This is a genomic window from Rhizobium sp. YJ-22 (assembly GCF_029601685.1).
Classification (GTDB): Bacteria; Pseudomonadota; Alphaproteobacteria; order Rhizobiales; family Rhizobiaceae; genus Metarhizobium.
Genome location: NZ_JARRIR010000008.1, coordinates 139,543 through 163,793, shown reverse-complemented (window position 1 = coordinate 163,793; position 24,251 = coordinate 139,543). Strand labels below are relative to the sequence as shown.

The following is a 24,251-nucleotide window of genomic DNA, read 5'->3' as shown; positions in this document are numbered from 1 at the left end:
TCCGAGATCACATCGACGAAAGTCGCAATGTGTAGAGATTCTTTATTTGCAATCGCAAAGGAAGCCTCTACAGCATTCGTTATCCCATCGTCGATATCCGACCCGGAAGACCATGTTTCACACGCAGGATCAAAATGGCCGGCGCGCGCTGGAGACGCCCCTCCTGACTTTGGAGGATATCGCCTCAAGCCCTCGCTTTCTGGAAATCGAAGTGCGCATCGCGCGCCATCTCGTCAGCATCCACGAAAAATCGCCACGGCTGGCGCGGCTGAAAGCTTCGCATCAAAAGTGGTTCCTGACGCAGATGCTTTTCGCGCTGCAGCTTGAGCGGGATGAAAGCGAAGCGCAGTCCGGCCTAACTCCCAGCCGGCTTTACGAGGCGGTGGCAAGATACGGCATCGCCAGCCGCAACACGGCTGCCAGCCTGCTCTCCGAAATGCAGGTCTATCGCTTCCTGCGCAAGATTCCAAATCTGCAGGATCGGCGCATGCATGTCTACGAGACAACCGAAATCGCCGATACGGCGATGCTGAGCTGGTTCAACGGCCATATGGCCTGTCTCGACGAACTCGACGGCGGCAATCGGCTGGCGCTCAGCGAAAGCACACCGCAGCTCTTCGCGATGTCGCAGCCGCGCGCGGCCCGCGCTCTGATGGACGATCCCAGTTGGCGGGAACTGCCCGAAACGATCGGTTCGTTCATCTGGTCGGAATCCGGCGGCATGATCCTGCATGAGCTGGTCAGCCGACTGACTGTCGAATGTTTCGAGGCCGAGCGCGTCTATATCGGCGAAGTCGGCATCGCCGAGCTTGCGCGCAAATATACGATCTCGGTGACCAACCTGAAGCGCATGTTCAATCCGACCGAGGATAACGGCCATGCGGGCTGGGAAAAGCCGCGCCGCAAAGGGCGGTTGTGGTTTTCCCGCGGTTTTATGGACGATTATTTCGCCTGGCAGGCGACAAAGTTCGCCGCTCTCGACGAAGCGGTGCATTGGGCCGCCGAACGACTGGATGCGTCGGGGAAGCTTGGAAGCGGCGTCACGCCGGTAGCGGATTGCAATCCGCGCATGGCGACATCCGCCTGAGGCGGATATCGCTCAGGCCGGGGCGACCGACAGCCCCGGCGAACCCTTCTGATATTGCGGCGCGCCGTCCTCGATATCGTAGAATTGCGCCCTGCCCTCGCAGAAGATGTGGCGGCCGATCTTGCCTTCCAGAGGCGTATCGAAGGAGCCCGCGAGGATCGAGATCCATGCGCCGTCATTCTCCTGCCAGAACATAGCCGAGCCGCAGGTGGCGCAGAAGCCACGCCGGGCGAAGTTGCTGGCCGCATACCACGTCATCGCTTCCTCGCCTTCGATCGTGAGGTCGGTTCGCTTCACGTTGGTGGCCGCGTAGAACAGGCCGGTCTGCTTGCGGCATTGCGCGCAATGACAGGCGACGATTTCCCTGAGGGCGCCATGCGCGCGAAAACGCACCGCGCCACACAGGCAGGAGCCGTCGTGGATTTCACCCATGTCTTTTCCCCTTTATAGATTGTTGCAAACGGCACTGTGCCGTCGCCAACCGTCAGATCAATTTCATTCCATTGAAGAAAAGCATCAATGCCGTTGAATGGGAACGGCCATAAAAAAACCGGGCCGCGAGGGCCCGGTTTCGATCTTTTCCGAAGGCGGGACGGATCAGGCGCTGGCGACCGCCAGCTTCTTCTCGTCCATGGCGCCCTTCATGCGCTCGGCCAGCAGGAAGGCCAGTTCGAGCGCTTGGTCGGCGTTGAGGCGCGGGTCGCAATGGGTGTGGTAGCGATCCTGCAGATCCTCGGCCGAAACGGCGCGGGCGCCGCCGGTGCATTCGGTGACGTCCTTGCCGGTCATCTCGACATGGATGCCGCCCGGATGCGAGCCTTCGGCGCGGTGGATCTGGAAGAAGCTCTCGACTTCCGACAGGACACGCTCGAACGGACGGGTCTTGTAGTTGTTGAGCGTGATCGTATTGCCGTGCATCGGGTCGCAGGACCAGACCACCTTGCGGCCCTCGCGCTCGACGGCACGGATGAGGCGCGGCAGGTGCTCTGCGACCTTGTCGTAGCCGAAACGGCAGATCAGCGTCAGGCGGCCGGCATCGTTGCCCGGATTGAGGATGTCGATCAGTTCCAGCAGGCCGTCGGCGGTCAGCGACGGGCCGCACTTCAGGCCGAGCGGATTGCGGATGCCGCGGCAGTATTCGATATGGGCATGGTCGGGCTGCCGGGTACGGTCGCCGATCCAGATCATGTGGCCGGAGGTCGCATACCAGTCGCCCGAGGTCGAATCGACGCGAGTCAGCGCCTGCTCGTAGCCGAGCAGCAGCGCCTCATGGCTGGTGAAGAAATCGGTCTCGCGCAGGCTCGGATTGTTGTCCGAGGAGATGCCAATGGCCTTCATGAAGTCCATGGTCTCGGTGATGCGCGCCGCCAGCTTGCGGTAACGCTCGCCCTGCGGGCTGTCCTTGACGAAGCCGAGCATCCACTGATGCACGTTTTCGAGGTTGGCATAGCCGCCCATGGCGAAGGCGCGCAGCAGGTTGAGCGTCGCGGCCGACTGGCGATAAGCTTCGATCTGGCGCTCGGGGCGCGGAATGCGGGCTTCCTCGGTGAATTCGATGCCGTTGATGATGTCGCCGCGATAGCTCGGCAGCGAGAGATCACCATGCTTCTCGATGTTGGAGGAGCGCGGCTTGGCGAACTGGCCGGCGATGCGACCGACCTTGACGACCGGCTGCTGGGCGCCGAAGGTCAGGACGACGGCCATCTGCAGGAAGGCGCGGAAGAAGTCGCGAATGTTGTCGGCGCCATGCTCGGCAAAGCTTTCGGCGCAATCGCCGCCCTGCAGCAGGAAACCGCGGCCTTCGGCGACATTAGCGAGCGCCTTGGTCAGGCGGCGGGCTTCGCCGGCGAACACGAGCGGCGGATAGGTGGCGAGCTGATCTTCGGCTGCATGCAGCGCTGCCTGGTCGGGATAATCCGGCACCTGCTGGATGGGTTTTTGCCGCCAGCTGTTCGGGGTCCAATTCTGTGCCATGTTACTCACCTGCTCTTACGGATACTTCTATGAAGAGATCCTTGCCCGTCCATGATTTGGATGCGGGCTTATAAACCTTTCATTAGCGCTTGCATAGCCGCAACCGCCATCGAATCGGATGCCGCCTTCGGCTGCTTTCCCGCTGGTTTCAGCGATCACACACGCTCGCCGTTGACGATGCGATAGCTCGGATTGTACATCGTCACCAGCTCTTCCGCGGCCGTCGGATGCACGGCCATGGTGTGGTCGAAATCCGCCTTGGTGCAGCCGGCCTTGAGGGTAATGCCGAGAAGCTGGGCCATTTCCCCGGCGTCGTGGCCGAGGATATGGGCGCCGATCACCTTGCGGTCGGCGGCATTGACGATCAGCTTCATCAGCATCTTTTCCTGCCGGCCCGACAGCGTCGCTTTCATCGGCCGGAATTCGGCGCGATAGACCTCGATCTCGGCGTACTTCGCGGCTGCCGCTTCCTCCGACAGGCCGACCGTGCCGATTTCCGGCTGCGAGAAGACGGCTGTGGCGATCAGGTCGTGATCCGGCCTGGTCGGATTGTCCTTGTAGACGGTCTCGATGAAGCACATGGCTTCGTGGATGGCGACCGGCGTCAGTTGCACGCGATCGGTGACGTCGCCGAGCGCGAAGATATGCGGCACGCTGGTGCGCGAATATTCGTCGACGACGATGGCGCCGCGCGCATCGGTCTTCACACCGGCAGCCTCCAGTCCGAGACCCTTTGTATGGGGATCGCGGCCGAGCGCCAGCATAACGGTATCGAAGGAAAGCATGCCGCTTTCCTTGGTCTCGACCGACAGCGTGTCACCGTCGCGCGATACCTGGGTGATGATGTCCTGGCAGAGGATGCGGATGCCCTTGGCGGTCATTGCATTGTGCAGGCCGCGCCGCAGGTCGCCGTCGAAGCGGGAGAGGATCTCCTTGCCGCGATAGATCAGCGTCGTCTCGACGCCGAGGCCATGGAAGATGTTGGCGAACTCGACCGCGATATAGCCGCCGCCGGCGATCAGGATCGATTTCGGCAGCTTTTCCAGATGGAAAGCCTCGTTGGAGGAAATGCACAATTCATGGCCGGGCAGGTCCGCGTGCGGGTTCGGCGTGCCGCCGGTGGCAATCACGATATGCTCGGCGGTGAAGGTCTGTCCGGTGCGGGTAAGGCGCACGGTGTGAGCGTCGACCAGTTCGGCGCGACTGTCGAAGATATCGGCCTTGGCATTTTCGAGGCCCTTGCGATAGAGACCCTCCAGGCGGTCGATTTCCTTGTCCTTGGCGGCGATCAGCTTGGCCCAGTCGAAGGAGGTCTCGCCGACCGTCCAACCGAAACCGGCGGAATCCTCGAACTGCTCGTGGAATTGCGAGGCATAGACGAACAGCTTTTTGGGAACGCAGCCACGGATGACGCAGGTGCCGCCGTAGCGGTATTCCTCGGCAATGCCGACCCTCTTGCCCATGGACGCCGCGACGCGGCCGCTGCGCACACCGCCGGAGCCGCCGCCGATGACAAAAAGATCGTAATCGTAAGTCGGCATGGGATGCTCCTTTGGCAAAGTCGAAACGGATTTAAGCGGATATAGGAAGAGGATCGCGCAAAAGAAAAGCCCGGAAAATCCGGGCTTGGAAGATTTTTCGGGTCGGCAGGCTTATTGCTGGGCCTGGGCCGGCTTCTTGGCGCCGCCTTCGGCCTGCGCCTGTGAGCCGATGGTCTTTTCCAGCGCCGCATCGCTCTCCTTGGCGAGGTCGCGGGAAATGCCCGAAGCCCAGATATCGGCGGCCTTCATCATCTCGCGGGTCGCGACCGGGCCGTCCTTCAAAAGCTTCTTGCCGACGTCGGACTGGTAGAAGGCCGAGATCGCCTTCAACTCGTCGAGCGTGAAGGTGTTGGCATAGATGCGCGCGGCTTCGCGCTCCAGATCGCCGCGGCGGGTGGCCAGCGAAAGCGCCTTCTCGTCCACCGTCGCGGTGATTACGTCGGTAAAGTTCGGCGATGCCTGGATGAGCTGCGCCTTGAGCTGCTCGGCCAGGTTCGGCAGAATGCGGTCGAAGGCGTTCGTCAGGTTGAGCGACTGGATGGTCGCGCGCGCCGCCGCGATCTGCTCCTCGCTGACATCATCCGCGCGCGCCGCCGAAACAAGGGCTACGCTGGAAAGAAGAACGGCGCCGACGGCAAGACGGCAGGTTGCCGCAAAAGTCTTCATGAATGATGCTCCTGTCACTGTTTCGCTTCCAGTGTCCTCGCGCCCGAAGGGCCTGCGATCACGGCAAGCGATGCTATGTTTATGAATAGCCCGTGCTCCACCACACCGGGGATTGAATTCAACTGGCTTGAAAGCGCCTCTGCATCAGGAATACGGCCAAATGATGCATCGAGAATAAGATGTCCGCCATCGGTCATGAAAAGTCCGTCGCCGGAGGAGCGCAGCTTCAAGTCGCCTGACATCCCGAGGCGCGAGGCCACCTTTTCCACCGCAATGCGAGTGGCGATCTGGCCGAAGGCGTTGATCTCGATCGGCAGCGGGAAGGCGCCGAGGGTGTCGACCACCTTGGTCTCGTCGGCGATGACGATCATGCGCTGCGAGGCGCAGGCGACGATCTTTTCGCGAAGCAGCGCGCCGCCGCCGCCCTTGATAAGCCGCAGCGCTGCATCGACTTCATCGGCGCCGTCGATGGTGAGGTCGAGTTCCGGCAGTTCGTCCAGCGATTTCAGGGGTACGCCGAGTTCGACGCAAAGACGCGCGGTGCGCTCCGAAGTGGGAACGCCCTCGACCTTCAGGCCGCCCGCGACCTTCTCGGCCAGCAGCCGGACAAATTCCTCAGCGGTCGACCCGGTTCCGATCCCCAGCCGCATGCCGTTCTCGACATGCTGAAGCGCCGCCTCGGCGGCCTTGATCTTCATTTCGCGGGCGTCCATGCGCCAAAAGCTCCGGTCCATTACGTTGAAAGCTGTTTACACGCCCGCACGGCGGAACGAAAGGGCCATTCGAACAAATCGCCAGGCTTGCGAAAACATTCGATGGCCAAGGCGAAACACGTGATTGAATTCGCGCGCTCCATCGCCTAATCCGGCAGGCAACCGACATTCAAGCGGAGCTAGAAAACCTTGCCTTCCCCCCTCGTCGTCTTCGATCTCGACGGGACGCTGGTCGATACCGCGCCCGATCTCATCGCCTCACTCAACCATACCATCGCCGCCGCCGATCTGGCGCCCGTCGGCTATGAGGATCTGACCCATCTCGTCGGCCATGGTGCCCGCGCCATGATCGAGCGCGCCTTCCGGCTGCGCGGCCATTCGCTCGACGAGGCGGGGCTGGCGCCGATGATGCAGCGGTTCCTCACCTATTACGGCGACACCATGCCTGGCGAGAGCCGCCCTTACCCCGGCCTCGACGCCGCGCTCGACCGCCTGGCCGATGCCGGCTTCATGCTCGCCGTCTGCACCAACAAGCCGGAGGCGATGGCGCGGCGGCTGCTGCAAGGCCTGGGAATGACCCAGCGTTTCGCGGCGATCACCGGCGGCGATACCTTCACGGTGCGCAAGCCGGATGCCGCCCATCTGACCGGCACCGTCGAGCGCGCCGGCGGCGACATCGCCGCCACGCTGATGGTCGGCGACAGCCTCAACGATTGCCTCGTTGCCCGCAATGCCGGCGTGCCGGTGCTCGGCGTACCCTTCGGCTATTCGGATGCGCCGATCGAGGCGCTCAATCCCGACCGGGTCATCCAGCATTTCGACGAGCTGACGCCGGAACTGGTCGAGACGCTGCTCAAGCGCTGATCTCCAAACAAAGACGCCCGCCGGAGACGATCCGGCGGGCGTTCTTCCTTCAAAACGAAGGCTGCTATTACTGCGGCAGCTTGTCGTCAACGCCGGCGACGTAGAAATTCATGCCGAGCAGCGTGCCGTCGTCAGACTTTTCGCCGGCCTTCAGCCATTCCGAACCGTCCTGCTTCTTCACCGGGCCGGTGAAGGGGTGCAGCTCGCCGGACTTGATCTTGGCTTCGGTTTCCTCGGCCAGCTTCTTCACGTCGTCTGGCATGTTGGTGTAGGGCGCCATGGTCAGGATGCCGTCCTTCAGGCCGTCCCAGATCTGCTCCGATTTCCAGGTGCCGTCGAGCAGCGCCTGTGTGCGCTTGATGTAATAGGCGCCCCAGGTATCGACGATGGCGGTCAGCTGCGTCTTCGGGCCGGCCGCAATCATGTCGGAGGCTTGGCCGAAGGCGTGGATGCCGCGTTCGGCGGCAACCTGCATCGGCGCGGTCGTATCGGTGTGCTGCGTCAGGATATCGACGCCCTGGTCGGCCAGCGCCTTGGCGGCATCGGCTTCCTTGCCCGGATCGGCCCAGGTGTTGGCCCAGACGACCTTGATCTTGAAATCCGGGTTGACCGACTGCGCGCCGAGCACGAAGGCGTTGATGCCCATCACCACTTCGGGGATCGGGAAGGAGGCGATGTAGCCGGCGACGCCTGTCTTCGACATCTTGGCGGCGATGACGCCCTGGATGTAGCGGCCTTCGTAGAAGCGCGCATTGTAGGTGCCGACGTTCTCGGCCGACTTGAAGCCGGTGGCGTGCTCGAATTTCACCTTCGGGAATTTCTGGGCGACCTTGATGGTGGCGTCCATGAAGCCGAACGAGGTGGTGAACACCAGCGAGCAGCCGGAGCGGGCCATGCGCTCGATGGCGCGCTCGGCATCCGGGCCTTCCGGAACCTTTTCGAGGTAGGCGGTCTCGATCTTGTCGCCGAGGGCCTTTTCCAGTTCCTGGCGGCCGCGGTCATGGCCTTCCGAATAGCCGCCATCGGTCTTCGAACCGACATAGATAAAGCAGATCTTGGTCTTGTCGGCGGCCTGGGCAATGGCGGCCGTGCCGATCAAGGTGGCGGCGGTGGCCGCAAGTGCAAGAGCGATTTTTCTCATTGTAACCCCTTCCAGGTTTTGAGCTTCGGCTTCTGTTTGTTGTGTCACCGGTCCGGCACAAATGGCTTGCCAAGGGACGCGGGCGTGTTGATCAGCGTGGTGCGCCGATTGCGGGAAATCAGGACAAGGACGACGACGGTCGCCGCATAAGGCAAGGCCGAGAGGAACTGCGAGGGCACGTTGACGCCGAGCGCCTGCGTGTGCAACTGGCCGATGGTGACGGCGCCGAACAGATAGCCGCCAGCCAGCACCCGCCACGGGCGCCAGGACGAGAACACGACCAGCGCCAGCGCGATCCAGCCGCGCCCGGCCGACATGTCCTCCACCCATTGCGGCGTATAGACCAGCGACAGCTGCGCGCCGGCGAGGCCGGCGCAGGCGCCGCCGAACATCACGCTCAGATAGCGCACGCGCAGCACGTCGATGCCGAGCGCATGGGCCGAGCCGTGATTGTCGCCGATGGCGCGCAGCATCAGGCCGGTGCGGCTGCGGAACAGGAACCAGTTGACGCCGATCAGCAGCACGATCGACAGGTAGAAGACGATATCCTGGTGGAACAGGATCGGGCCGATCACCGGGATGTCCGACAGGCCGGGAATATAAATTGCTTGCAGCTTGATGCCCGGCACGCCGACCCAGGTTTCGCCGATCATGCCCGAGGCGCCGAGGCCGAGGATGGTCAGCGCCAGGCCCGTCGCCACCTGGTTGGTGACCAGCGTCAGCGTCAGGAAACCGAACAGCAGCGAAAACAACGCGCCGACGCCGATGCCGGCCAGCAGGCCGAGATAGGGATTGCCGGTCATCTGCGCGACCGCGAAGGCGCCGACCGCGCCCATGATCATCATGCCCTCGACGCCGAGATTGAGGACGCCGGAGCGCTCCGTCACCAGCTCGCCGAGCGCTGCGACCACGAGCGGCGTCGCCGCCGTGATGACCGTCAGGATGATGGCTTCGAGGATCATGTCAGGCCGCTCCGTCCGATTCGCCCTTCAGCCGGTCGAACACCAGCCGGATACGGTAATGAATGAGGGTATCGCAGGAGAGCACGAAGAACAGCAGCAGCCCCTGAAAGACGCGCGTCACCTTGTCGGACACTTCGAGAGAAAGCTGCACGGCCTCGCCGCCGAGATAGGTCAGCGCCAGCACCAGCCCCGAGGCGATGATCCCGAGCGGATTGAGGCGGCCGAGGAAGGCGACGATGATGGCGGTAAAACCGTAGCCCGGCGAAATCGACGGCTGCAGGTGGTTGATCGAGCCGGAGACTTCCGAAATGCCGGCAAGACCGGCGAGCGCGCCGGAAAACAGCATCGAGAACCAGATCATGCCGCGCGAGGAAAAGCCGGCAAAGCGCCCTGCCCGTTCCGACTGGCCGAGCACGGTGATCTGGAACCCCTTCAGCGTGAAACGCATCATGAACCAGACCAGCACGGCGGCGACGATGGCGAAGACGAAACCCCAATGCGCCCGCCCCGACGACAGCACCTCCGGCAGGATGGCTTCCGGCACGAAATTGCGCGATTGCGGGAAATTATAGCCCTGCGGATCGCGCCACATGCCGCGCGACAGCCAGTCGAGGAACAGTTGCGCGATATAGACCAGCATCAGGCTGGTGAGGATCTCGTTGGTGTTGAAATGCGCCTTCAAGAGCGCCGGAATGCCGGCATAAAGCGCGCCGCCGAGCATGCCCATCACCAGCATCAGCGGCAGGATGAGCGGCGAATGCCATTCGTAGAAGACGATCGGCAGGAAGGAACCGGCAATCGCCCCCATGGTGAACTGGCCCTCGGCGCCGATGTTCCAGTTGTTGGAGCGATAACAGACCGACAGGCCGACGGCGATCAGGATCAGCGGCCCGGCCTTGATCGCCAGCTCATGAAGCGACCAGACTTCCTGCAGCGGCTCGATGAAGAAGCTGTAGAGCGCCGAAACCGGATCCTTGCCGAGCAGCGCGAACATGACGCCGCCGCAGACGACCGTCAGCAGCAGGGCCAGCAGCGGCGACACGAAGGAAAACAGGCGCGAGCCGCCCGGACGTTTTTCAAGTTCAATGCGCATGCTGCGCCTCCGCGCCGGCCTTGTCGTGCGCCCCGCCCATCAGCAGGCCGATCTTTTCGCGGGTCATGTCCTGCGCCGGATAGGCATTGGACAAGCGCCCCTCGTTGATGACGGCGATTTCGGTGGCGACTTCGAAAATCTCGTCCAGATCCTGGCTGATGACCAGCACGGCCGAGCCGGATTTCGCCAGGTCGACCAGCGCCTGGCGGATGCGGCTCGCCGCCCCCGCATCGACGCCCCAGGTCGGCTGGTTGACGATCATGACGCTCGGCTGGCGATCCAGCTCGCGCCCGACGATGAATTTTTGCAGGTTGCCGCCGGAGAGCGAGCCGGCCGGCGGATCCTCGCCGCTCTTGCGCACATCCATGGCGGCCGAAATGCGTTTCGCCGCCTCGCGCACGATGCCGTGGCGAATGATGCCGAGCGGGCCGCCGGTCAGGAACGCCCTGCGGTCCGACTGGTTGCGGGCAAGGACCAGATTGTCCGACAGCGACATGCCGGTGACGGCTGCGTGGCCATGGCGCTCCTCCGGCACGAAGCTTGCGCCGATCAGCCGCCTTGCCGTAATTCCCGACGCACCGACCGCGTGGTCGCGGATGCGGATGGCGTCGTTGTCGGCAACCGGATATTCGCCCGATAGCGCATCGAACAGCTCGCTCTGACCGTTGCCGGCCACACCGGCAATGGCGAGAACCTCGCCGCTGCGCACCGTCAGCGAAAGATTCTTCAGCGACACGGCAAAAGGCGTGCGCGCCGGGACATTGAGATTGCGGGCCTGCAGCAGAACCGGCCCACGCGTCGTCGTGCCGGCGGCGCTGACCGTGGCAACCTCGTTGCCGACCATCATGCGCGCCAGCGAAGCCGGCGTTTCGCGTTTCGGGTCGCAGGCGCCGGTCACCTTGCCATGGCGCAGGACGGTGGCGCGGTCGCAGATGCGCTGCACCTCTTCCAGGCGATGGCTGATATAGAGGACCGAACGGCCCTCCGCCTTCAGCTTGGCCAGCGTTTCGAACAGGCGGTCGGCCTCCTGCGGCGTCAGCACCGAGGTCGGCTCGTCCAAAATGATCAGTTGCGGGTTTTGCAGCAGGGCGCGCACGATCTCGATGCGTTGGCGTTCGCCGACCGAGAGATCGGCCACATGCGCCTTGGGATCGAGCGGCAGGCCATAAGCATGCGACAGCGCCGCCGCCTCGTCGGAGATGCGCGCCAGCGAAATGCCGGGATCGAGCGACAGCGCGATGTTTTCGGCGACCGTCAGCGCTTCGAACAGCGAAAAATGCTGGAAAACCATGCCGATGCCGGTCTTGCGCGCTTCGCCGGGCGAGCCGATTCGCACCGGCTGGCCCTTCCAGACGATCTGCCCGGCGCTCGGCGCGAGAACGCCGAACAGCATTTTGACGAGGGTCGATTTCCCGGCGCCGTTTTCCCCCAGCAGCGCATGGATTTCACCCGGTTGTATCTCGATGTCGATGCCGTCGCAGGCGGCAAAACTGCCAAACAGCTTCGTCAGCTTGCGCACCGACAGCAAGGCGTCGGGTCGCGACATGTCGTGCGGCTTCACTGAGCCCCCTCGGATTGTGACGTTCCCATTCCGCCCGGTTCGGCCTCAGGGAATCAGCAGCGTTGTTCCACGTGTTTTTCTTAGCTCCAGATCGGCATGGGCCTGGGCGGCTTCGGCCAACGGATAGGTTTGCGCGATATTGATACGCACTTTGTTGCTCAACACAACAGCAAACAACGAGCCTGCACAATCCTTAAGCTCTTGCGGTGTGGAAATATACGCGAACAATGTCGGCCGCGTCGCATAAAGTGAACCTTTCTGCGACAAAATTCCCATGTTGAAGGCCTCAACCGGGCCGGAGGAATTGCCGAAGCTGACCCACAATCCACGCGGTTTCAGGCAGTCCAGCGAGCCCGGAAACGTGTCCTTGCCGACCGAATCATAGACGACATCGACGCCGGCCCCGCCGGTGATGTCCTTGACGCGGGCGACAAAATCGTCGTTGCGGTAATCGATGACATGGTCGTAGCCATGGGCGAGCGCCAGCGCGATTTTTTCCGGCGAACCGGCCGTGCCGATGACGGTCGCGCCCAGCGCCTTGGCCCATTGGCCGGCGATGAGGCCGACGCCGCCGGCAGCTGCATGGAACAGCAGCGTCGTGCCCGGCCCGACCTTGTAGGTGCGGTTGAGCAGGTATTCGGCGGTCATGCCCTTCAGCATCATCGCCGCCGCCGTTTCCAGCGAAATGCCTTCCGGCACTTTGACGAGATGGCGGGTGGCGACATTGCGCTCGCGGCTATAGGCGCCGTCGGCGCCGGCATAGGCGACCCGGTCGCCCACGGCAAAATCCTCGACGCCGGCGCCGACCGCCGTCACAGTGCCAGCCCCTTCCTTGCCCGGCACGAAGGGAAGCCCGTTCGCCGCCTTGTAGAGCCCGGTGCGGAAATAGACGTCGATGAAATTCAGGCCGATGGCCGCTTGGCGGATCTGCACCTCGCCTTCGCCCGGCGCGGGGAGAGGCACTTCCTCGATCTTCAGAACCTCCGGCCCGCCGAGGGACCGCTGGACGATAGCCGTGGTGACGACAGACATGGGTTCAGCCTTTCCTTCCGAGCGAGGGAATCAATTGCAGCACCGCGCCGATGCCGTAAAGATACAGGCCTGTGATGCAGAAGAGAATGTTCAGCCATTGCGGCGTATCGAAATGCATCAGCAAGGCAGCGCCGCCCAGCACCGACCAAAGAGCGAAAACCGCCAGATTGAGCGGGCGAAGCCGCGCGACGCGCACCGGATGCAGGAAATTGATCGGCAGAAAGGTGAGCACGACCGACAGCGTCACGATGATCATCGCCGTTGTTGCGCTGGCATCGATGACAAACAGGGTGAAGACCACCATGTTCCACACCACCGGGAAGCCCGAGAAGAAATATTCGTCCGTCTTCATGCCCATATCGGCATAATAGATGGCGCTCGACACCACGATCATGCCGGCGGCGGCAAACGACCAGGGTTCGCCGATCATGCCGCTCTGGTAGAGCGCGAAGGCCGGCAGCAGCACATAGGTCACGTAATCGATGATGTTGTCGAGCGTATCGCCCGACCAGTTGGGCAGCACTTCCTTGACCCGCACCTTGCGGGCAATCGGCCCGTCTATGCCATCGACCAGCAGCGCCAGCCCCAGCCACCAGAACATGTCGACGAAGCGATGTTCCGCCGCCGCGACGACGCCGAGAAAGGCGAGGAACGAACCCGAGGCCGTGAGAATATGGACCGAAAAGGCCCGCATCTCGGCATACGGCACGCGCTTGTAGTTGAAAATCTTCATGGTCCCCGCTTCCGATACCGGCCGGCGCATATGCCGCTTCATTCAGGTCGCCTGCGTTGCTCGCGAATCGTGCAGACAGCCTATCGTCTTGTTTTCTTACGGATCGCAGATGAAGGTCTTGTGAGACACTCGCCCCCGGCCGTATCAGCAACGAATATGCATCTCCTGTTCGAACCTGCCAGAGGATATCGTCTCCGTTCACCTGACAGTAAACGCATGGTTCGGCATTTTCACCCTCTGCGCCAATGGATCCCATGGATTTCAACAGGTCAAACGACTAACCTGTGCGGGAAAGAGAGTTTGCAAGCGTTGGAGGTTTTCATGAGCGCATTCGACATCGCCGTCGTCGGCGGCGGCATGGCCGGTTCGGTCGCCGCTCTGTCGCTGGCGCGGCTCGGACGCCGCGTCGCGCTTCTGGCCCCGCCGGCCGCTGTCGAGGACAAGCGCACCACGGCGCTGATGGACCAGTCCATCCGCTTCATGGAGCGGCTGGGGCTGTGGGACCGGATCGCGCCTTCAGCCGCCGCGCTCTCCACCATGCGAATCATCGACGGCACGAACCGGCTGCTCCGCGCGCCGACCGTCTCCTTCCGCTCCTCCGAAGTCGGGCTTGAGGCCTTTGGTTACAACATTCCCAATGCCGCGCTGCTGGCCGTGCTTGGCGAAGCCGTGACGCATGACGGCAATATCACGCTTCTGCCCCAAGCGGCCGAGCATGTGGACTTGCTCGCTGAAGGCGTACAGATCGCGCTTCAGGACGGCAGCCGGATTTCCGCCGAACTTGTCGTCGCCGCCGACGGGCGCAAGTCGAAAATGCGCGACAATGCCGGTATCGGCATGCGTCATTGGTCCTATCCTCAGACGGCCATCGTGCTGAATTTCAGCCACGACCTGCCGCACGGCAATATCTCCACCGAATTCCACACCGAATCCGGCCCCTTCACCCAGGTTCCGTTGCCTGGCAACCGCTCCAGTCTCGTCTGGGTGCGCAAGCCGACGGAGGCCGACGTGCTGATGGCGCTGTCGCCGGAGGAACTGAGCCTGCGGGTCGAGAAGCAGATGCAATCCATGCTCGGAAAGGTGATCGTCGAGCCGGACGCGCAGGCCTGGCCGCTCTCCGGCATGATGGCGCACCGTTTCGGCAAGGGCCGGCTGGTGCTGGCCGGCGAGGCTGGACATGTCTTCCCCCCGATCGGGGCGCAAGGCTTCAACCTGTCGCTGCGCGACATCATCCACCTGAACGACCTGATTTCCGATCTCAAGGGCGAGCCTATCCCGGAATCGATCGGCGATCGCTTCGATCGCCGCCGCCGTGCCGACGTCATGACTCGCACCGCCGGGGTGGACCTGCTGAATCGGTCACTGCTTTCGGATTTCCTGCCGACGCAGATGGTGCGCGCCGCTGGCCTGCACGTGCTTTCGGCGCTCCCGCCGCTGCGTGGTATTTTCATGCGCGAGGGCATCGAGCCCGGGCGCGGGCTCAGTGCCATCGGCGATGCCCTACGGGGGAAGCTGCGCCGCTAAAGGGCTGAGTTTCAACAGATAGAGCGTCATCGACACCGTCACCACCGAACAGATGGTGGTCATCAGGATGGTCGCCGACGCCCTCTCCTGCCAGACCGCATATTGCTGCCCGATGACGAAGACATTGGTGGCCGTCGGCAGAGCGGCGAGCAGCACGGACGAAGCAATCCAGATCGGCGGAAAGGTGCCGACCGAAGTCAGCACCAGATAGACGACCAGCGGATGCAGGATCAGCTTGGCCGGCACGATGTAGAACATCTCCGCCGGCACACGCCTCAACGGCCGAAGCGCCAGCGTCACGCCCATGGCAAACAGCGCGCAGGGCGCTGCCGCCTGCGCCAGGTAATCGACAAGCCTTTGCATCGAGACCGGCACCGGAATGCCGCCCGCGACCACCGCGAAACCGGCCGCACAGGACAGAATGAACGGATGCAGCGCCACCTTGCGTAGGATATCCAGCGCCAATTGCGGCGCGGCGCGTTTCTCGCCGCCGGAAATCGCCATCATCGCCGGCGCGACGATGAAATGCATGGCGTTTTCGAAGCAGACGACCAGCGCCACCGGCACGGCGGCCGCTTCGCCAAAGGCCAGCAGCGCCAACCCCGGCCCCATATAGCCGATATTGCCGTAGGCGCCGGCAAAGCCCTGGATAGTGCTGTCGGCGGTGGAGTTGCCGCGCAGCAGCTTTCCGGCGGCGAAGATCAGCACGAAGATGCTGTAGGTGGCGATGACATCGGCGGCGATGAAGTCGATGCGCGTCAGTTCCTCCAGCGGCGTGCGCGACACCAGCTTGAAGAACAGCGCCGGCAGCGCCGCATAGATAATGAAGGTATTGAGCCAGCCAAGTGCCTCGGCCGGCTGCTTCGTGATGCGCGCGGCGGCATAACCGATAACGATCAGGCCAAAGAAGGGAATCAGCAATGCGGCAATCGCGCCCATGTCGTCTCGCGTCCGGAGATCAAAAAGTCAGGCGCTGATTAGCCGATGCGCATGAGGATTGGAAAGGTTTGCTGGAACCAGATCGCGGCATCGCTGACGAAACCGAAGATGAAGGCAAGACCGGTCAGCACCAGGAAACCGCCCATGACCTTTTCAACCATCCCGAGATGGCGCCGGAAACGGGTGAGAAACCGCATGAATGAACCGGAAAAGAGAGCCGCGATCCAGAACGGGACCGCAAGGCCAAGCGAATAGACGGCAAGCAGGAAGGCGCCGTCCGAAACCGTATCCCGCGACGCCGCGACGCCGAGAATCGCCCCCAGCACCGGGCCGATGCACGGCGTCCAGCCGAACGCGAAGGCAAGCCCCATCAGATAGGCGCCGGTGATCGTCGCCGGCTTGCCGCTCGATTGGAACCGCGCCTCGCGCGAAAAAAGCCCGATGCGCAAAAACCCAAGGAAATTCAATCCCATGAGGATGATGATGACGCCGCCGACCTTGGAAAGCACATCCATATGCTGGCGCAGCATCGTGCCGATGGTCGAGGCGCCTGCGCCGAGCGCCACGAAAACCGTGGAAAAGCCAAGCGTGAAGAACAGCGCGGCCAGCAGAACCGACCGCCGCGCATCCTGCCGACCGCCCTCGTTACCGCCGCCACGAAATTCGTCTACGGAAATGCCGGCCATATAGCAGAGATAGGGCGGCACCAGCGGCAGGACGCAGGGCGAGAGAAAGGAAAGCGCGCCGGCGAACAGGGCGCTGAACAGGGATATTTCGGCGATCGACAAGACGAACCTCCATGAGGGAACGGCCGGCCCTCCATAGGGGAGCTTACCCTTCACCGCCAATCACCTTTTTGCCCAGGGACAAAAAAATCGCTGCGCGACATCGAACTTCGTCATTTTTCCAGTTGACCGCATCCGACCGCCTGCCTATGTTCCGCGCACTTTCAAACGAGGCGTCGCGCCTCGCTGGGAGCGCGTAGCTCAGCCGGTAGAGCAACTGACTTTTAATCAGTAGGTCCAGGGTTCGAATCCCTGCGCGCTCACCACTTTCATCCCTGAAATCGCAAAATCATGCCGAACCCACCGAGTTGGCGGCAAACGATCCGCCAACTCTTGTGGCGGTGGCGAATAGGCGATTCCTGTTGCTTTGATTGATGGAGATGTTATCACTTATGTGCTAACTTTCTTTTGCGCGTCATTCCGGATGATCCCCATGATTCCCCGTTTGGAAAGCCAGATCGACACAATTCTCGCCCAGCCAGGTTTTCTCGGGCGACTTGTTGAGGCCGGGTTTTCGGGGGAGATCGAGCTGGGGGACGGAAGCCGGGCGGTTTACGCCACGGACAATTCCATTTATCAGCTTTTCCCCGGCGGTATCGTGTTTCCGCGTAGCGCCGACGATCTGGCGATCCTGGCGCGCGTGCTGGATGAGCCGGAGTTTCGGCAGGTGACGATAGCCTTGCGCGGCGGGGGAACGGGGACGAACGGGCAGGCCTTGTCGCGAGGCGTGGTGGTCGATTGTTCGCGGCATATGACGCGGATCCTGGAGATCGATCCGGAGCGGCGCCGGGTTCGGGTCGAGGCCGGCGTGGTCAAGGACCAGCTCAATCGGGCGCTGAAGCCCTATGGGCTGTTTTTCGCGCCGGAGCTTTCGACCTCCAATCGCGCCACTATCGGCGGGATGATCAATACCGATGCCTGTGGCCAAGGTTCCTGTCTTTACGGCAAGACCAGCAATCATGTGCTGGGCCTGCGCGCCATCCTCGCCGGCGGCAAGGACTGGTGGTTCCGGCCGGCGGACGCCGAGGCGCTCCATGCCTTGAAAAAGCGACCGGACAAGGTGGGCGAGATTTATCGCACGCTCGACCGGATCGAAAAGGAGCAGCGCGAGAGGATCGCGGCGGTCTTTCCACCTCTGAACCGCTACATGACCGGATATGACCTGGCGCATCTGCGCGCGCCGGATGGCGGCCTGAACGTCAATTCCGTGCTCTGCGGCGCTGAGGGCACGCTGGCGATGATCGCCGAGGCGGAGTTGAACGTCCTGCCGCTGCCCGGCTTCGCGGCGCTGATCAATATCCGTTACGACGATTTCAACACGGCGCTGGAGGATGCGCGCAATCTCGCCGCGCTCAAGGTCGCCTCGGTCGAGACGGTCGATGAGAAGGTTCTCGGCCTTGCCAAAGGCGATATCATCTGGGCGGAGATCGCGCCGTTTTTTCCGGATGATCCCGACGTGCGCGCCGATGGCATCAATATCGTCGAAGTACTGGCCGACAGCGGCGAGGAACTGGCGGACAAGATCGAGGCAGTGGTCACGGGCCTTGCGGCGCGGCCGATGTCGGGGCGCCTGGGGCATACGGTTGCGGCCGGCCATGCGCAGGTCGAGGCAATATGGACGATGCGCAAGCGGGCGGTCGGGCTGCTCGGCAGTGTCGAGGGGCCGGTGCGGCCTGTCGCTTTCGTCGAGGATACCGCCGTGCCGCCGGAAAACCTGGCGCCCTATATCCGCGAGTTCCGGCAGTTGCTGGATGGCGAAGGCCTCGACTACGGCATGTTCGGCCATGTCGATGCCGGTGTGCTGCATGTGCGCCCGGCGCTGGATCTGACGCGACCGGAGCATGTGGCACTGGTCAAGCGCATCAGCGACGGCGTCGTGGCGCTGACGCGCAAATATGGCGGAGTGCTCTGGGGCGAGCATGGAAAGGGCGTGCGCTCCGAATACGTGCCGGACTATTTCGGCGATCTCTATCCCAGCCTTCAGCACATCAAACGGCTGTTCGATCCGCATCACCAGCTCAATCCCGGCAAGATCGCGGCGCCCAGCGCCGACGAGTTGATGAAGATCGATGCGGTGCCGCTGCGCGGCGATTTCGACCGGGCGATCGGCAACGACATCCGCGCCGCCTTCGACAATGCCGCCTATTGCAATGGCAACGGCGCCTGTTTCGATTTCGACGAGAAAAGCCCGATGTGCCCCTCCTACAAGGGTACGCGAGACCGGCGATTTTCGCCGAAGGGCCGCGCCTCGCTGATGCGCGAATGGCTGCGGCTGCTGGCAAGACGCGATATCGATCCGCGCCGGGAAGCGGAGCGGCAGCGCGAGGCGTTCGGCCTGTTGCGCTGGCCGTCGCGGCTGTGGAATTCTCTCAGCCCCGCCAATCGCGCCGATTTTTCGCATGAGGTGCGCCACGCGATGGACACCTGCCTCGCCTGCAAGGCCTGTGCCGGGCAATGTCCGGTGAAGGTCAGCGTTCCCGCCTTTCGTTCGAAATTCCTGGAGCTGTATCACGGCCGTTATCTGCGGCCACTGAAGGATCCGTTGATTGCCGGCATCGAGACGACGTTGCCGCTGATGGCGCGGCTGCGGCCTTTCTACAATTTCGCCGTGCGTTCGAAGCCGGGAAAATGGGTCATGCGGCAGATGGGGCTTACCGCCCTGCCCGTCATGCCGGCGCTCGATCTTTCCGCCGAGCTGAAGCGGTGCGGCGTTGCGGTCGCGACCGTCGCGGCGCTGAAGCAATTTTCGCCCAGCGCCGTCGTCTTCGTGCCGGATGCGTTTACGGCGCATTTCAATCCGCAACTGGTGCTGGATGCGGTTGAGTTGGCGCGCGCGCTCGGCTTCACGCCCTTTGTCGCGCCGCCGCATGTCAATGGCAAGGCGCTGCATGTGCATGGCTATCTCGGCGCTTTCGAAAAGGCGGCTGCTGCGACCACCCATAGCCTGCGGGCGCTGGCACAAACCGGCGCAACGCTGGTCGGCATTGACCCTTCGATGACGCTTGCCTTCCGCAGCGAATATGCCAAGGCGGTGCCGCAGGCGAGGGATCTGCATGTATTGTTGCCACAGGAATGGCTGGCGCAGCATCTCGACCGGATTGCACCGGCAAGCGCTCCCTCCGGCCGCTTCAAGCTGCTGTTGCATTGCACGGAGCGGACGAATGCGCCGGCAGCGCAGGGACAGTGGGCGGCGATTTTCGCGCGACTCGGCGTAAAACTGCAACAACCGCCGCTCGGCTGCTGCGGTATGGCCGGCACTTTCGGCCATGAGGTGCGCAACCGCGCGCTTTCGGACACCATCTATGGCCTGAGCTGGAGCCAGGAGATCGAGGCGACGACGCCGGGCGAGATCGTCATGGTGACGGGCTATTCCTGCCGCTCGCAGGTGAAGCTTCTGGATGACGCCGAACTGCCGCATCCGCTGCAGATCCTGCTACGTCTGCTGTCGGCGGAGATGAAAACGGTTCGCGGAAAGGTGGCGTGAGTGGCGATGCGTGCTAAAAGCTGTCTTTCAATTGCAAAGCTTTGGAGCCGATAAGTGGCGCTGATTACGCAACGGGGCAATCTTGCAGAAATCGTGGTGGCGCAACTCAGCGAGCGAATCGATTCCGGCCTGTATCCGCCGGGCGAAAAAATCCCCTCCAGCGCCCAGCTTTGCGAAGAATTCGGCGTCAGCCGCACGGTGATCCGCGAGGCATTGACCTCGCTGCGTGTCGCCGGCCGGGTGATCGCCCGGCAGGGGGCCGGCGTCTATGTCACCGACAAGGATATCAAGACGCTGAATTTCGAGATCAGCCGTATCGAGGACATCCGCTCGGCCATGCAGATCCTCGAACTGCGATTCGGCGTCGAAATCCAGGCGGCCGGCCTTGCTGCGACGCGACGCACACCGGAAGCGCTGGCTGAGATCGCCCGCACTTACGGCCATCTCGAAACGCTGGAGACGGAGGATGTCGTCGTCGAGGCGCAAGCGGATTTCGAATTTCATCTGGCGATCGCCCGCGCCACCCGCAATCCCCATTTCCCGCGCTTCCTGCAGGCGGTGATGGGCGAGATCAGCTTCGACCTGGTGCTGAAGCATCGGCAGATGCAATCGTTGAGCACCCGCCAAGCCTATCTTAAGAAAATCAACCGCGAGCACGCGGCGATTCTTGCGGCCATCACGAAGGGCGATGCCAAAGGTGCGAAACAGGCGTTGACGCAGCATCTGGAGGAAAGTCTGAACCGTTATCGCGCCCTGCTGGACGAGCCGGCAAGCCACGAAACGATTGAATAGGATAGCGCCGCGCTTTCGGCACAGAAACCTCTTGTTTCCCGAAACGGGATGCGTCAGAGGACAGCCTGTTCAGGAGCGATGGCTGCGGTAGAATCGAAAGCCCGGCGACTCGTGAAAACACCGCCTCGTGGCGGCAGGAGCGGTTAGGAATGGCGGAGCAGCGAATGCAGCAAGCATCGACGGGCCCACTCAAGCGAAGCGCAGATCTTCTGCTGAACGACGACAAGGAGCCGGCGCGCAAACGCGTTTCGCCGGTGCACGGCGATCGTCGTCCTGCCTTCCTGCAGGACGTGCTGAACGCCACCGGCGACGTGCTTTTGTCGCCGCAGGCACCGGTCATGGCGAGTTATGTCGCCGGCAAGGTCTATCAGCGGCTGGAAAAGCGTGGCGTTCTGCGTGAGGAATCGCCGGCCGGGCTGGAAACCATCGCGCATCTGGAGCGGGCGCTCGCCAATCTCAAGACATCGGTGCGTCGCTTCGCCCCTGTCGTGCGCCAGTTGGAAGAACTGACGCGGCACCTGTCCTGGCAGGGTGGCCGCAGCGGGCCGTTCGCCAGCATCAATTTCGAAAAATCGCATGCGCATGCGGTCATCGTCGGGCCGGGCGGCATGGAGGAGCGCAGCGATGTGCGCCTCGGCCTGATCCTCATGGCGCCCTACAGCCGCTTTCCGGATCATGTGCAGTTCCATTCCCGCGCCTTCCTGCTGCTTTCGGATGGCGAAGTCTGCATCGATGACGGCAATTGGGAGCGTGCGGCCGCCGGCAGCGTGTTCTTCAACGAGGCCGGACGCAAATTCGCCATGCGCTGCACCGCCGAGCCGTTGCTGGCCATCTGGTGCCATATCGAAGACGCAAGTCTTTGATGAAACTCAGGTAAATCCGACCGCCGCCAGCGCCAGCACGATGTAGCGGCCGGTTTTTGCCAGCGTCACCAGCAGCAGGAAACTCATCAGCGGCTCGCGCAGGACGCCGGCGACGACGGTGATAGGATCGCCGATGATCGGAAGCCAGCTCGCCAGCAGCGACCAGCGGCCATAACGCGCATACCAACGCCGGGCACGCTCCAGCGCCTCGCCGGAAGCAGGAAACCAGCGCCGTGCGCCAAAACGTTCCAGCGAGCGGCCCAGCCACCAATTGACGACCGAACCGAGGACATTACCGAGGCTTGCAACCGCGACCAGCGCCGCCACCGGTTGCTTGCCGGCCAGGATCATCAGCACGAGAACGGATTCGGATTGTGCAGGCAGGATCGTCGCCGCGACGAAGGCCGCCATAAGAAGGCCGAGATAGGCGCCCGCCTCCGCGACCACGCCCAGGCTCGCTCAGGCGCGCTTCAGGTAGGACGCGACGATGCGCGCGCTCGCCTCGCCCGGCGCCACGGGCGTCGACAGGGTATGCCACAGGGTTTCGAAGCCTTCCAGAGCCGCCCGGCGTTCGGTGGTATCGCTCGACAGCCGCTCCATCCAGCGGGCCAGGCGGCCGGCGCGGACCATCTCGTCGAAATATTCCGGCACCAGTGGATAATCGATGATGATGTTCGGCAGGGCCGCGCTCCAGATTTTAAGCCGGCTGCGGAGGAAACGCATCAGCCAGTCAGCCTTGTAGATCGAGACGGTCGGGACACCCGAGAGGCCGAGTTCGAGGATGACGGTACCCGACGCCGCCAGCGCGGCGTCGGCCTCGGCCAGCGCGCCCCATTTTTCCGCCGGGCCGACCAGCAGGCGCGGCGGATCTGTTTCCGCCGCCAGCATCGAACGCACCAGCGCTTCCTGGCGCGGCACGGTGGGCAGGATGAATTCATAAGGACCGCCGCGCTCGCGCAGGGTTCGCGCCGTTTCCAGCATCACCGGCAGCAACGCGCGGATCTCGCCGCCGCGCGAACCGGGCAGCAAGAGGATGCGTTTCGGAGCCGGGGCGCCGGATGCGAGACGCTCGGCGCGCTTGTGGCGCACGGCGAGGATATTCTCGTCCGCCGTCAGACGATGGCCGACAAAGCTGGTTTCCGGGCCGCCGAGGCGGCGCATCACCGCCGGTTCAAACGGCAGCACCGCCAGCACATGATCGACATAGGCCAGCATCTTTCGCGCCCGGTATTCCTTCCAGGCCCAGACGCTGGGGCAGACATAATCGACGACCGGCAGGGCCGGCAGGGCCTTTTTCACGCGGCGGGCGACGCGATGGGTGAAATCCGGGCTGTCGACGATGACCAGCACATCCGGACGCGCGCGGATAATAGCATCCGCCGTCTCGCGGATGCGCGACAAGAGCTTCGGCAGCCGCGCCAGAACCTGGGTCACGCCCATGATCGACAACTCGCTGTAATCGAACAGCGATTTCAACCCCTGCGCCTGCAAGGCCTCGCCGCCGACGCCGATCAGTTCTATGGGCTCGGGAACGATGCGTTTGAGCGCGGCGACGAGATCGCCGCCGAGCAGGTCACCCGATACTTCCCCGGCAATGACCGCCACTTTGAATGCCATGTCACATCCACCTGTCGCCGAGGCCGCGGTCGATACCGCAGACAAACATACCGAGTTCGTCGGCCCGCGCGATCATCGACTCGCGGTCGAGCACCAGGGCACGGCCGGCTTCGATGGCGATGCCGGCAAGGCCGGCCTCATGGGCATTTTCCACCGTCGACAGGCCGATGGACGGCAGATCGGCGCGCACATCCTGCTGCGGTTTGCACAGCTTCACCAGCACACCCTTGCGGCGGCGGGAAATCCGGCCCTCCTCGCGTAGCGACCTGACGCGATCCAGCATCTGGTCGGTGCCCTCGACGCCTTCCAGCGCCACGACCCGGCCGCCGACGCTGACCGCGCCCTGCCCGACATCCAGTTCACCCAGCGCAATCGCGGCGCGGGCGGCGCGTTCGATATCGTAGCGATCCTCGGCGCCGGGGCCGTGGCGACCGTAATTGCCGGTGTGCGCGAGCAGATCCGGCGCAATCTCATGGGCGCCGATCACCCGGGCGCCGCTGGCTTCGATCAGCTTGATGACCATCTTGAGGACGGTATCGTCACCGCCTGCCATCAGCGTGCGGATAACGGAGGGCAGGCGCAGGATATGGCGAAATGTCGTCCTCACCTGCCGCCACTCCGGCCGCCGCGCAATCGCGCCCGACAGCACGACGCGGCCGATTCCCTGCCCTTTCAGGATCGCCTGCAGCTTGCGCATGTCGCCGACGCCGATGCGATCGTGGTCATAACCGGAAAAATCGGCATTGGATTCACCGAGAATGCCGATCATGAAAGGATTTTCGCCGGCGCGCACCGCCGATTCCGCGACATAGACCGGCAGGTAACCACTGCCGGCGACGATCGCGAGGCGTCCCGGAACGGGCGGAGCCTGACGGCGCAT

22 protein-coding genes and 1 tRNA gene are annotated in these 24,251 nt (G+C 63.2%); 7 read left to right on the top strand and 16 right to left on the bottom strand.

Translation table 11 applies throughout. From position 1 onward, the window contains the following. Window positions 1–112: 112 nt before the first annotated feature. Window positions 113–1,087, top strand: a complete 975-nt coding sequence (locus tag P7F60_RS19240; protein ID WP_277919300.1) for a hypothetical protein — start codon at window positions 113–115, stop codon at window positions 1,085–1,087. Between the two features lie 12 nt (window positions 1,088–1,099). On the opposite strand, the gene P7F60_RS19235 is transcribed toward P7F60_RS19240, so the two are convergent. The 5 genes from P7F60_RS19235 to rpiA all read right to left on the bottom strand — a co-directional run bounded on the left by P7F60_RS19235 (window position 1,100) and on the right by rpiA (window position 5,981). Continuing rightward, the gene (locus P7F60_RS19235; protein ID WP_277919299.1) at window positions 1,100–1,519 is read right to left on the bottom strand and encodes a GFA family protein; all 420 of its coding nucleotides are present in this window, start codon (window positions 1,517–1,519) and stop codon (window positions 1,100–1,102) included. Between the two features lie 165 nt (window positions 1,520–1,684). Then, entirely contained in the window at window positions 1,685–3,061 is a 1,377-nt protein-coding gene (locus P7F60_RS19230) for a 3-deoxy-7-phosphoheptulonate synthase class II (RefSeq protein WP_277919298.1), read from the bottom strand. 155 nt (window positions 3,062–3,216) lie between these two features. Beyond that, window positions 3,217–4,602, bottom strand: a complete 1,386-nt coding sequence (gene gor / locus P7F60_RS19225; protein WP_277919297.1) for a glutathione-disulfide reductase — start codon at window positions 4,600–4,602, stop codon at window positions 3,217–3,219. 111 nt (window positions 4,603–4,713) lie between these two features. Then, window positions 4,714–5,268, bottom strand: coding sequence for a DUF2059 domain-containing protein (locus P7F60_RS19220; RefSeq protein ID WP_277919296.1), 555 nt, complete (start codon window positions 5,266–5,268; stop codon window positions 4,714–4,716). Window positions 5,269–5,282: 14 nt separating this feature from the next. Beyond that, a complete protein-coding gene (rpiA, locus tag P7F60_RS19215) occupies window positions 5,283–5,981 on the bottom strand; it encodes a ribose-5-phosphate isomerase RpiA (RefSeq protein WP_277919295.1) in 699 nt (232 codons plus the stop codon). A 189-nt stretch (window positions 5,982–6,170) separates the two neighbouring features. On the opposite strand from rpiA, the gene gph reads away from it, so the two are divergent. Continuing rightward, window positions 6,171–6,845 carry a phosphoglycolate phosphatase gene (gene gph / locus P7F60_RS19210; protein ID WP_277919294.1) on the top strand — a complete coding sequence of 225 codons (675 nt, stop codon included), beginning with the start codon at window positions 6,171–6,173 and terminating at the stop codon, window positions 6,843–6,845. Between the two features lie 67 nt (window positions 6,846–6,912). Here gph and P7F60_RS19205 read toward each other — a convergent pair whose 3' ends face one another. From P7F60_RS19205 to pcsA, 6 genes are read right to left on the bottom strand one after another with little or no spacing between them, the layout of a single operon-like run. Further along, the gene (locus P7F60_RS19205) at window positions 6,913–7,986 is read right to left on the bottom strand and encodes a BMP family ABC transporter substrate-binding protein (RefSeq protein WP_277919293.1); all 1,074 of its coding nucleotides are present in this window, start codon (window positions 7,984–7,986) and stop codon (window positions 6,913–6,915) included. A gap of 44 nt (window positions 7,987–8,030) precedes the next feature. Next, on the bottom strand, window positions 8,031–8,948 hold the full coding sequence (locus P7F60_RS19200; RefSeq protein WP_277919292.1) for an ABC transporter permease: 918 nt from the start codon (window positions 8,946–8,948) through the stop codon (window positions 8,031–8,033). A gap of 1 nt (window position 8,949) precedes the next feature. Continuing rightward, the gene (locus tag P7F60_RS19195) at window positions 8,950–10,041 is read right to left on the bottom strand and encodes an ABC transporter permease (RefSeq protein ID WP_277919291.1); all 1,092 of its coding nucleotides are present in this window, start codon (window positions 10,039–10,041) and stop codon (window positions 8,950–8,952) included. Further along, complete coding sequence (locus P7F60_RS19190) at window positions 10,031–11,587, bottom strand: ABC transporter ATP-binding protein (protein ID WP_277919290.1); 1,557 nt, start codon at window positions 11,585–11,587, stop codon at window positions 10,031–10,033. The genes P7F60_RS19195 and P7F60_RS19190 overlap by 11 nt, the downstream gene beginning before the upstream one ends. Before the next feature lie 60 nt (window positions 11,588–11,647). Then, window positions 11,648–12,634 (bottom strand): quinone oxidoreductase, encoded by a 987-nt coding sequence (locus P7F60_RS19185; protein ID WP_277919289.1) that lies wholly within the window; start codon window positions 12,632–12,634, stop codon window positions 11,648–11,650. Window positions 12,635–12,638: 4 nt separating this feature from the next. After that, entirely contained in the window at window positions 12,639–13,367 is a 729-nt protein-coding gene (gene pcsA, locus P7F60_RS19180) for a phosphatidylcholine synthase (protein WP_277919496.1), read from the bottom strand. Window positions 13,368–13,688: 321 nt separating this feature from the next. Here pcsA and P7F60_RS19175 point away from each other — a divergent pair, with 321 nt between their 5' ends. Further along, window positions 13,689–14,891 carry a UbiH/UbiF family hydroxylase gene (locus tag P7F60_RS19175; protein ID WP_277919288.1) on the top strand — a complete coding sequence of 401 codons (1,203 nt, stop codon included), beginning with the start codon at window positions 13,689–13,691 and terminating at the stop codon, window positions 14,889–14,891. Here the strand turns inward: P7F60_RS19175 and P7F60_RS19170 are convergent. Then, entirely contained in the window at window positions 14,868–15,830 is a 963-nt protein-coding gene (locus P7F60_RS19170; protein WP_277919287.1) for an AEC family transporter, read from the bottom strand. The two genes, P7F60_RS19175 and P7F60_RS19170, sit on opposite strands and share 24 nt — an antisense overlap. 38 nt (window positions 15,831–15,868) lie before the next feature. Continuing rightward, on the bottom strand, window positions 15,869–16,618 hold the full coding sequence (locus P7F60_RS19165) for a cytochrome c biogenesis CcdA family protein (RefSeq protein WP_277919286.1): 750 nt from the start codon (window positions 16,616–16,618) through the stop codon (window positions 15,869–15,871). Between the two features lie 187 nt (window positions 16,619–16,805). Between P7F60_RS19165 and P7F60_RS19160 the strand changes: the two genes are divergently transcribed. The 4 genes from P7F60_RS19160 (at window position 16,806) to P7F60_RS19145 (ending at window position 21,754) form a co-directional block, all read left to right on the top strand. Then, window positions 16,806–16,881 (top strand) — tRNA-Lys (locus P7F60_RS19160). A gap of 167 nt (window positions 16,882–17,048) precedes the next feature. Then, on the top strand, window positions 17,049–20,099 hold the full coding sequence (locus P7F60_RS19155; RefSeq protein ID WP_277919285.1) for an FAD-binding and (Fe-S)-binding domain-containing protein: 3,051 nt from the start codon (window positions 17,049–17,051) through the stop codon (window positions 20,097–20,099). A 54-nt stretch (window positions 20,100–20,153) separates the two neighbouring features. Then, complete coding sequence (locus P7F60_RS19150) at window positions 20,154–20,891, top strand: FadR/GntR family transcriptional regulator (RefSeq protein WP_277919284.1); 738 nt, start codon at window positions 20,154–20,156, stop codon at window positions 20,889–20,891. A 164-nt stretch (window positions 20,892–21,055) separates the two neighbouring features. Further along, the gene (locus P7F60_RS19145; protein ID WP_277919283.1) at window positions 21,056–21,754 is read left to right on the top strand and encodes a dimethylsulfonioproprionate lyase family protein; all 699 of its coding nucleotides are present in this window, start codon (window positions 21,056–21,058) and stop codon (window positions 21,752–21,754) included. A gap of 6 nt (window positions 21,755–21,760) precedes the next feature. Here the strand turns inward: P7F60_RS19145 and P7F60_RS19140 are convergent, their stop codons facing one another. The 3 genes from P7F60_RS19140 to lpxI are packed head-to-tail and all read right to left on the bottom strand — an operon-like array spanning window position 21,761 to window position 24,251. After that, entirely contained in the window at window positions 21,761–22,165 is a 405-nt protein-coding gene (locus P7F60_RS19140) for a YqaA family protein (RefSeq protein WP_277919495.1), read from the bottom strand. A gap of 48 nt (window positions 22,166–22,213) precedes the next feature. Continuing rightward, window positions 22,214–23,371 (bottom strand): lipid-A-disaccharide synthase, encoded by a 1,158-nt coding sequence (lpxB, locus tag P7F60_RS19135; RefSeq protein WP_277919282.1) that lies wholly within the window; start codon window positions 23,369–23,371, stop codon window positions 22,214–22,216. Between the two features lies 1 nt (window position 23,372). Further along, complete coding sequence (gene lpxI, locus P7F60_RS19130) at window positions 23,373–24,251, bottom strand: UDP-2,3-diacylglucosamine diphosphatase LpxI (protein WP_277919281.1); 879 nt, start codon at window positions 24,249–24,251, stop codon at window positions 23,373–23,375.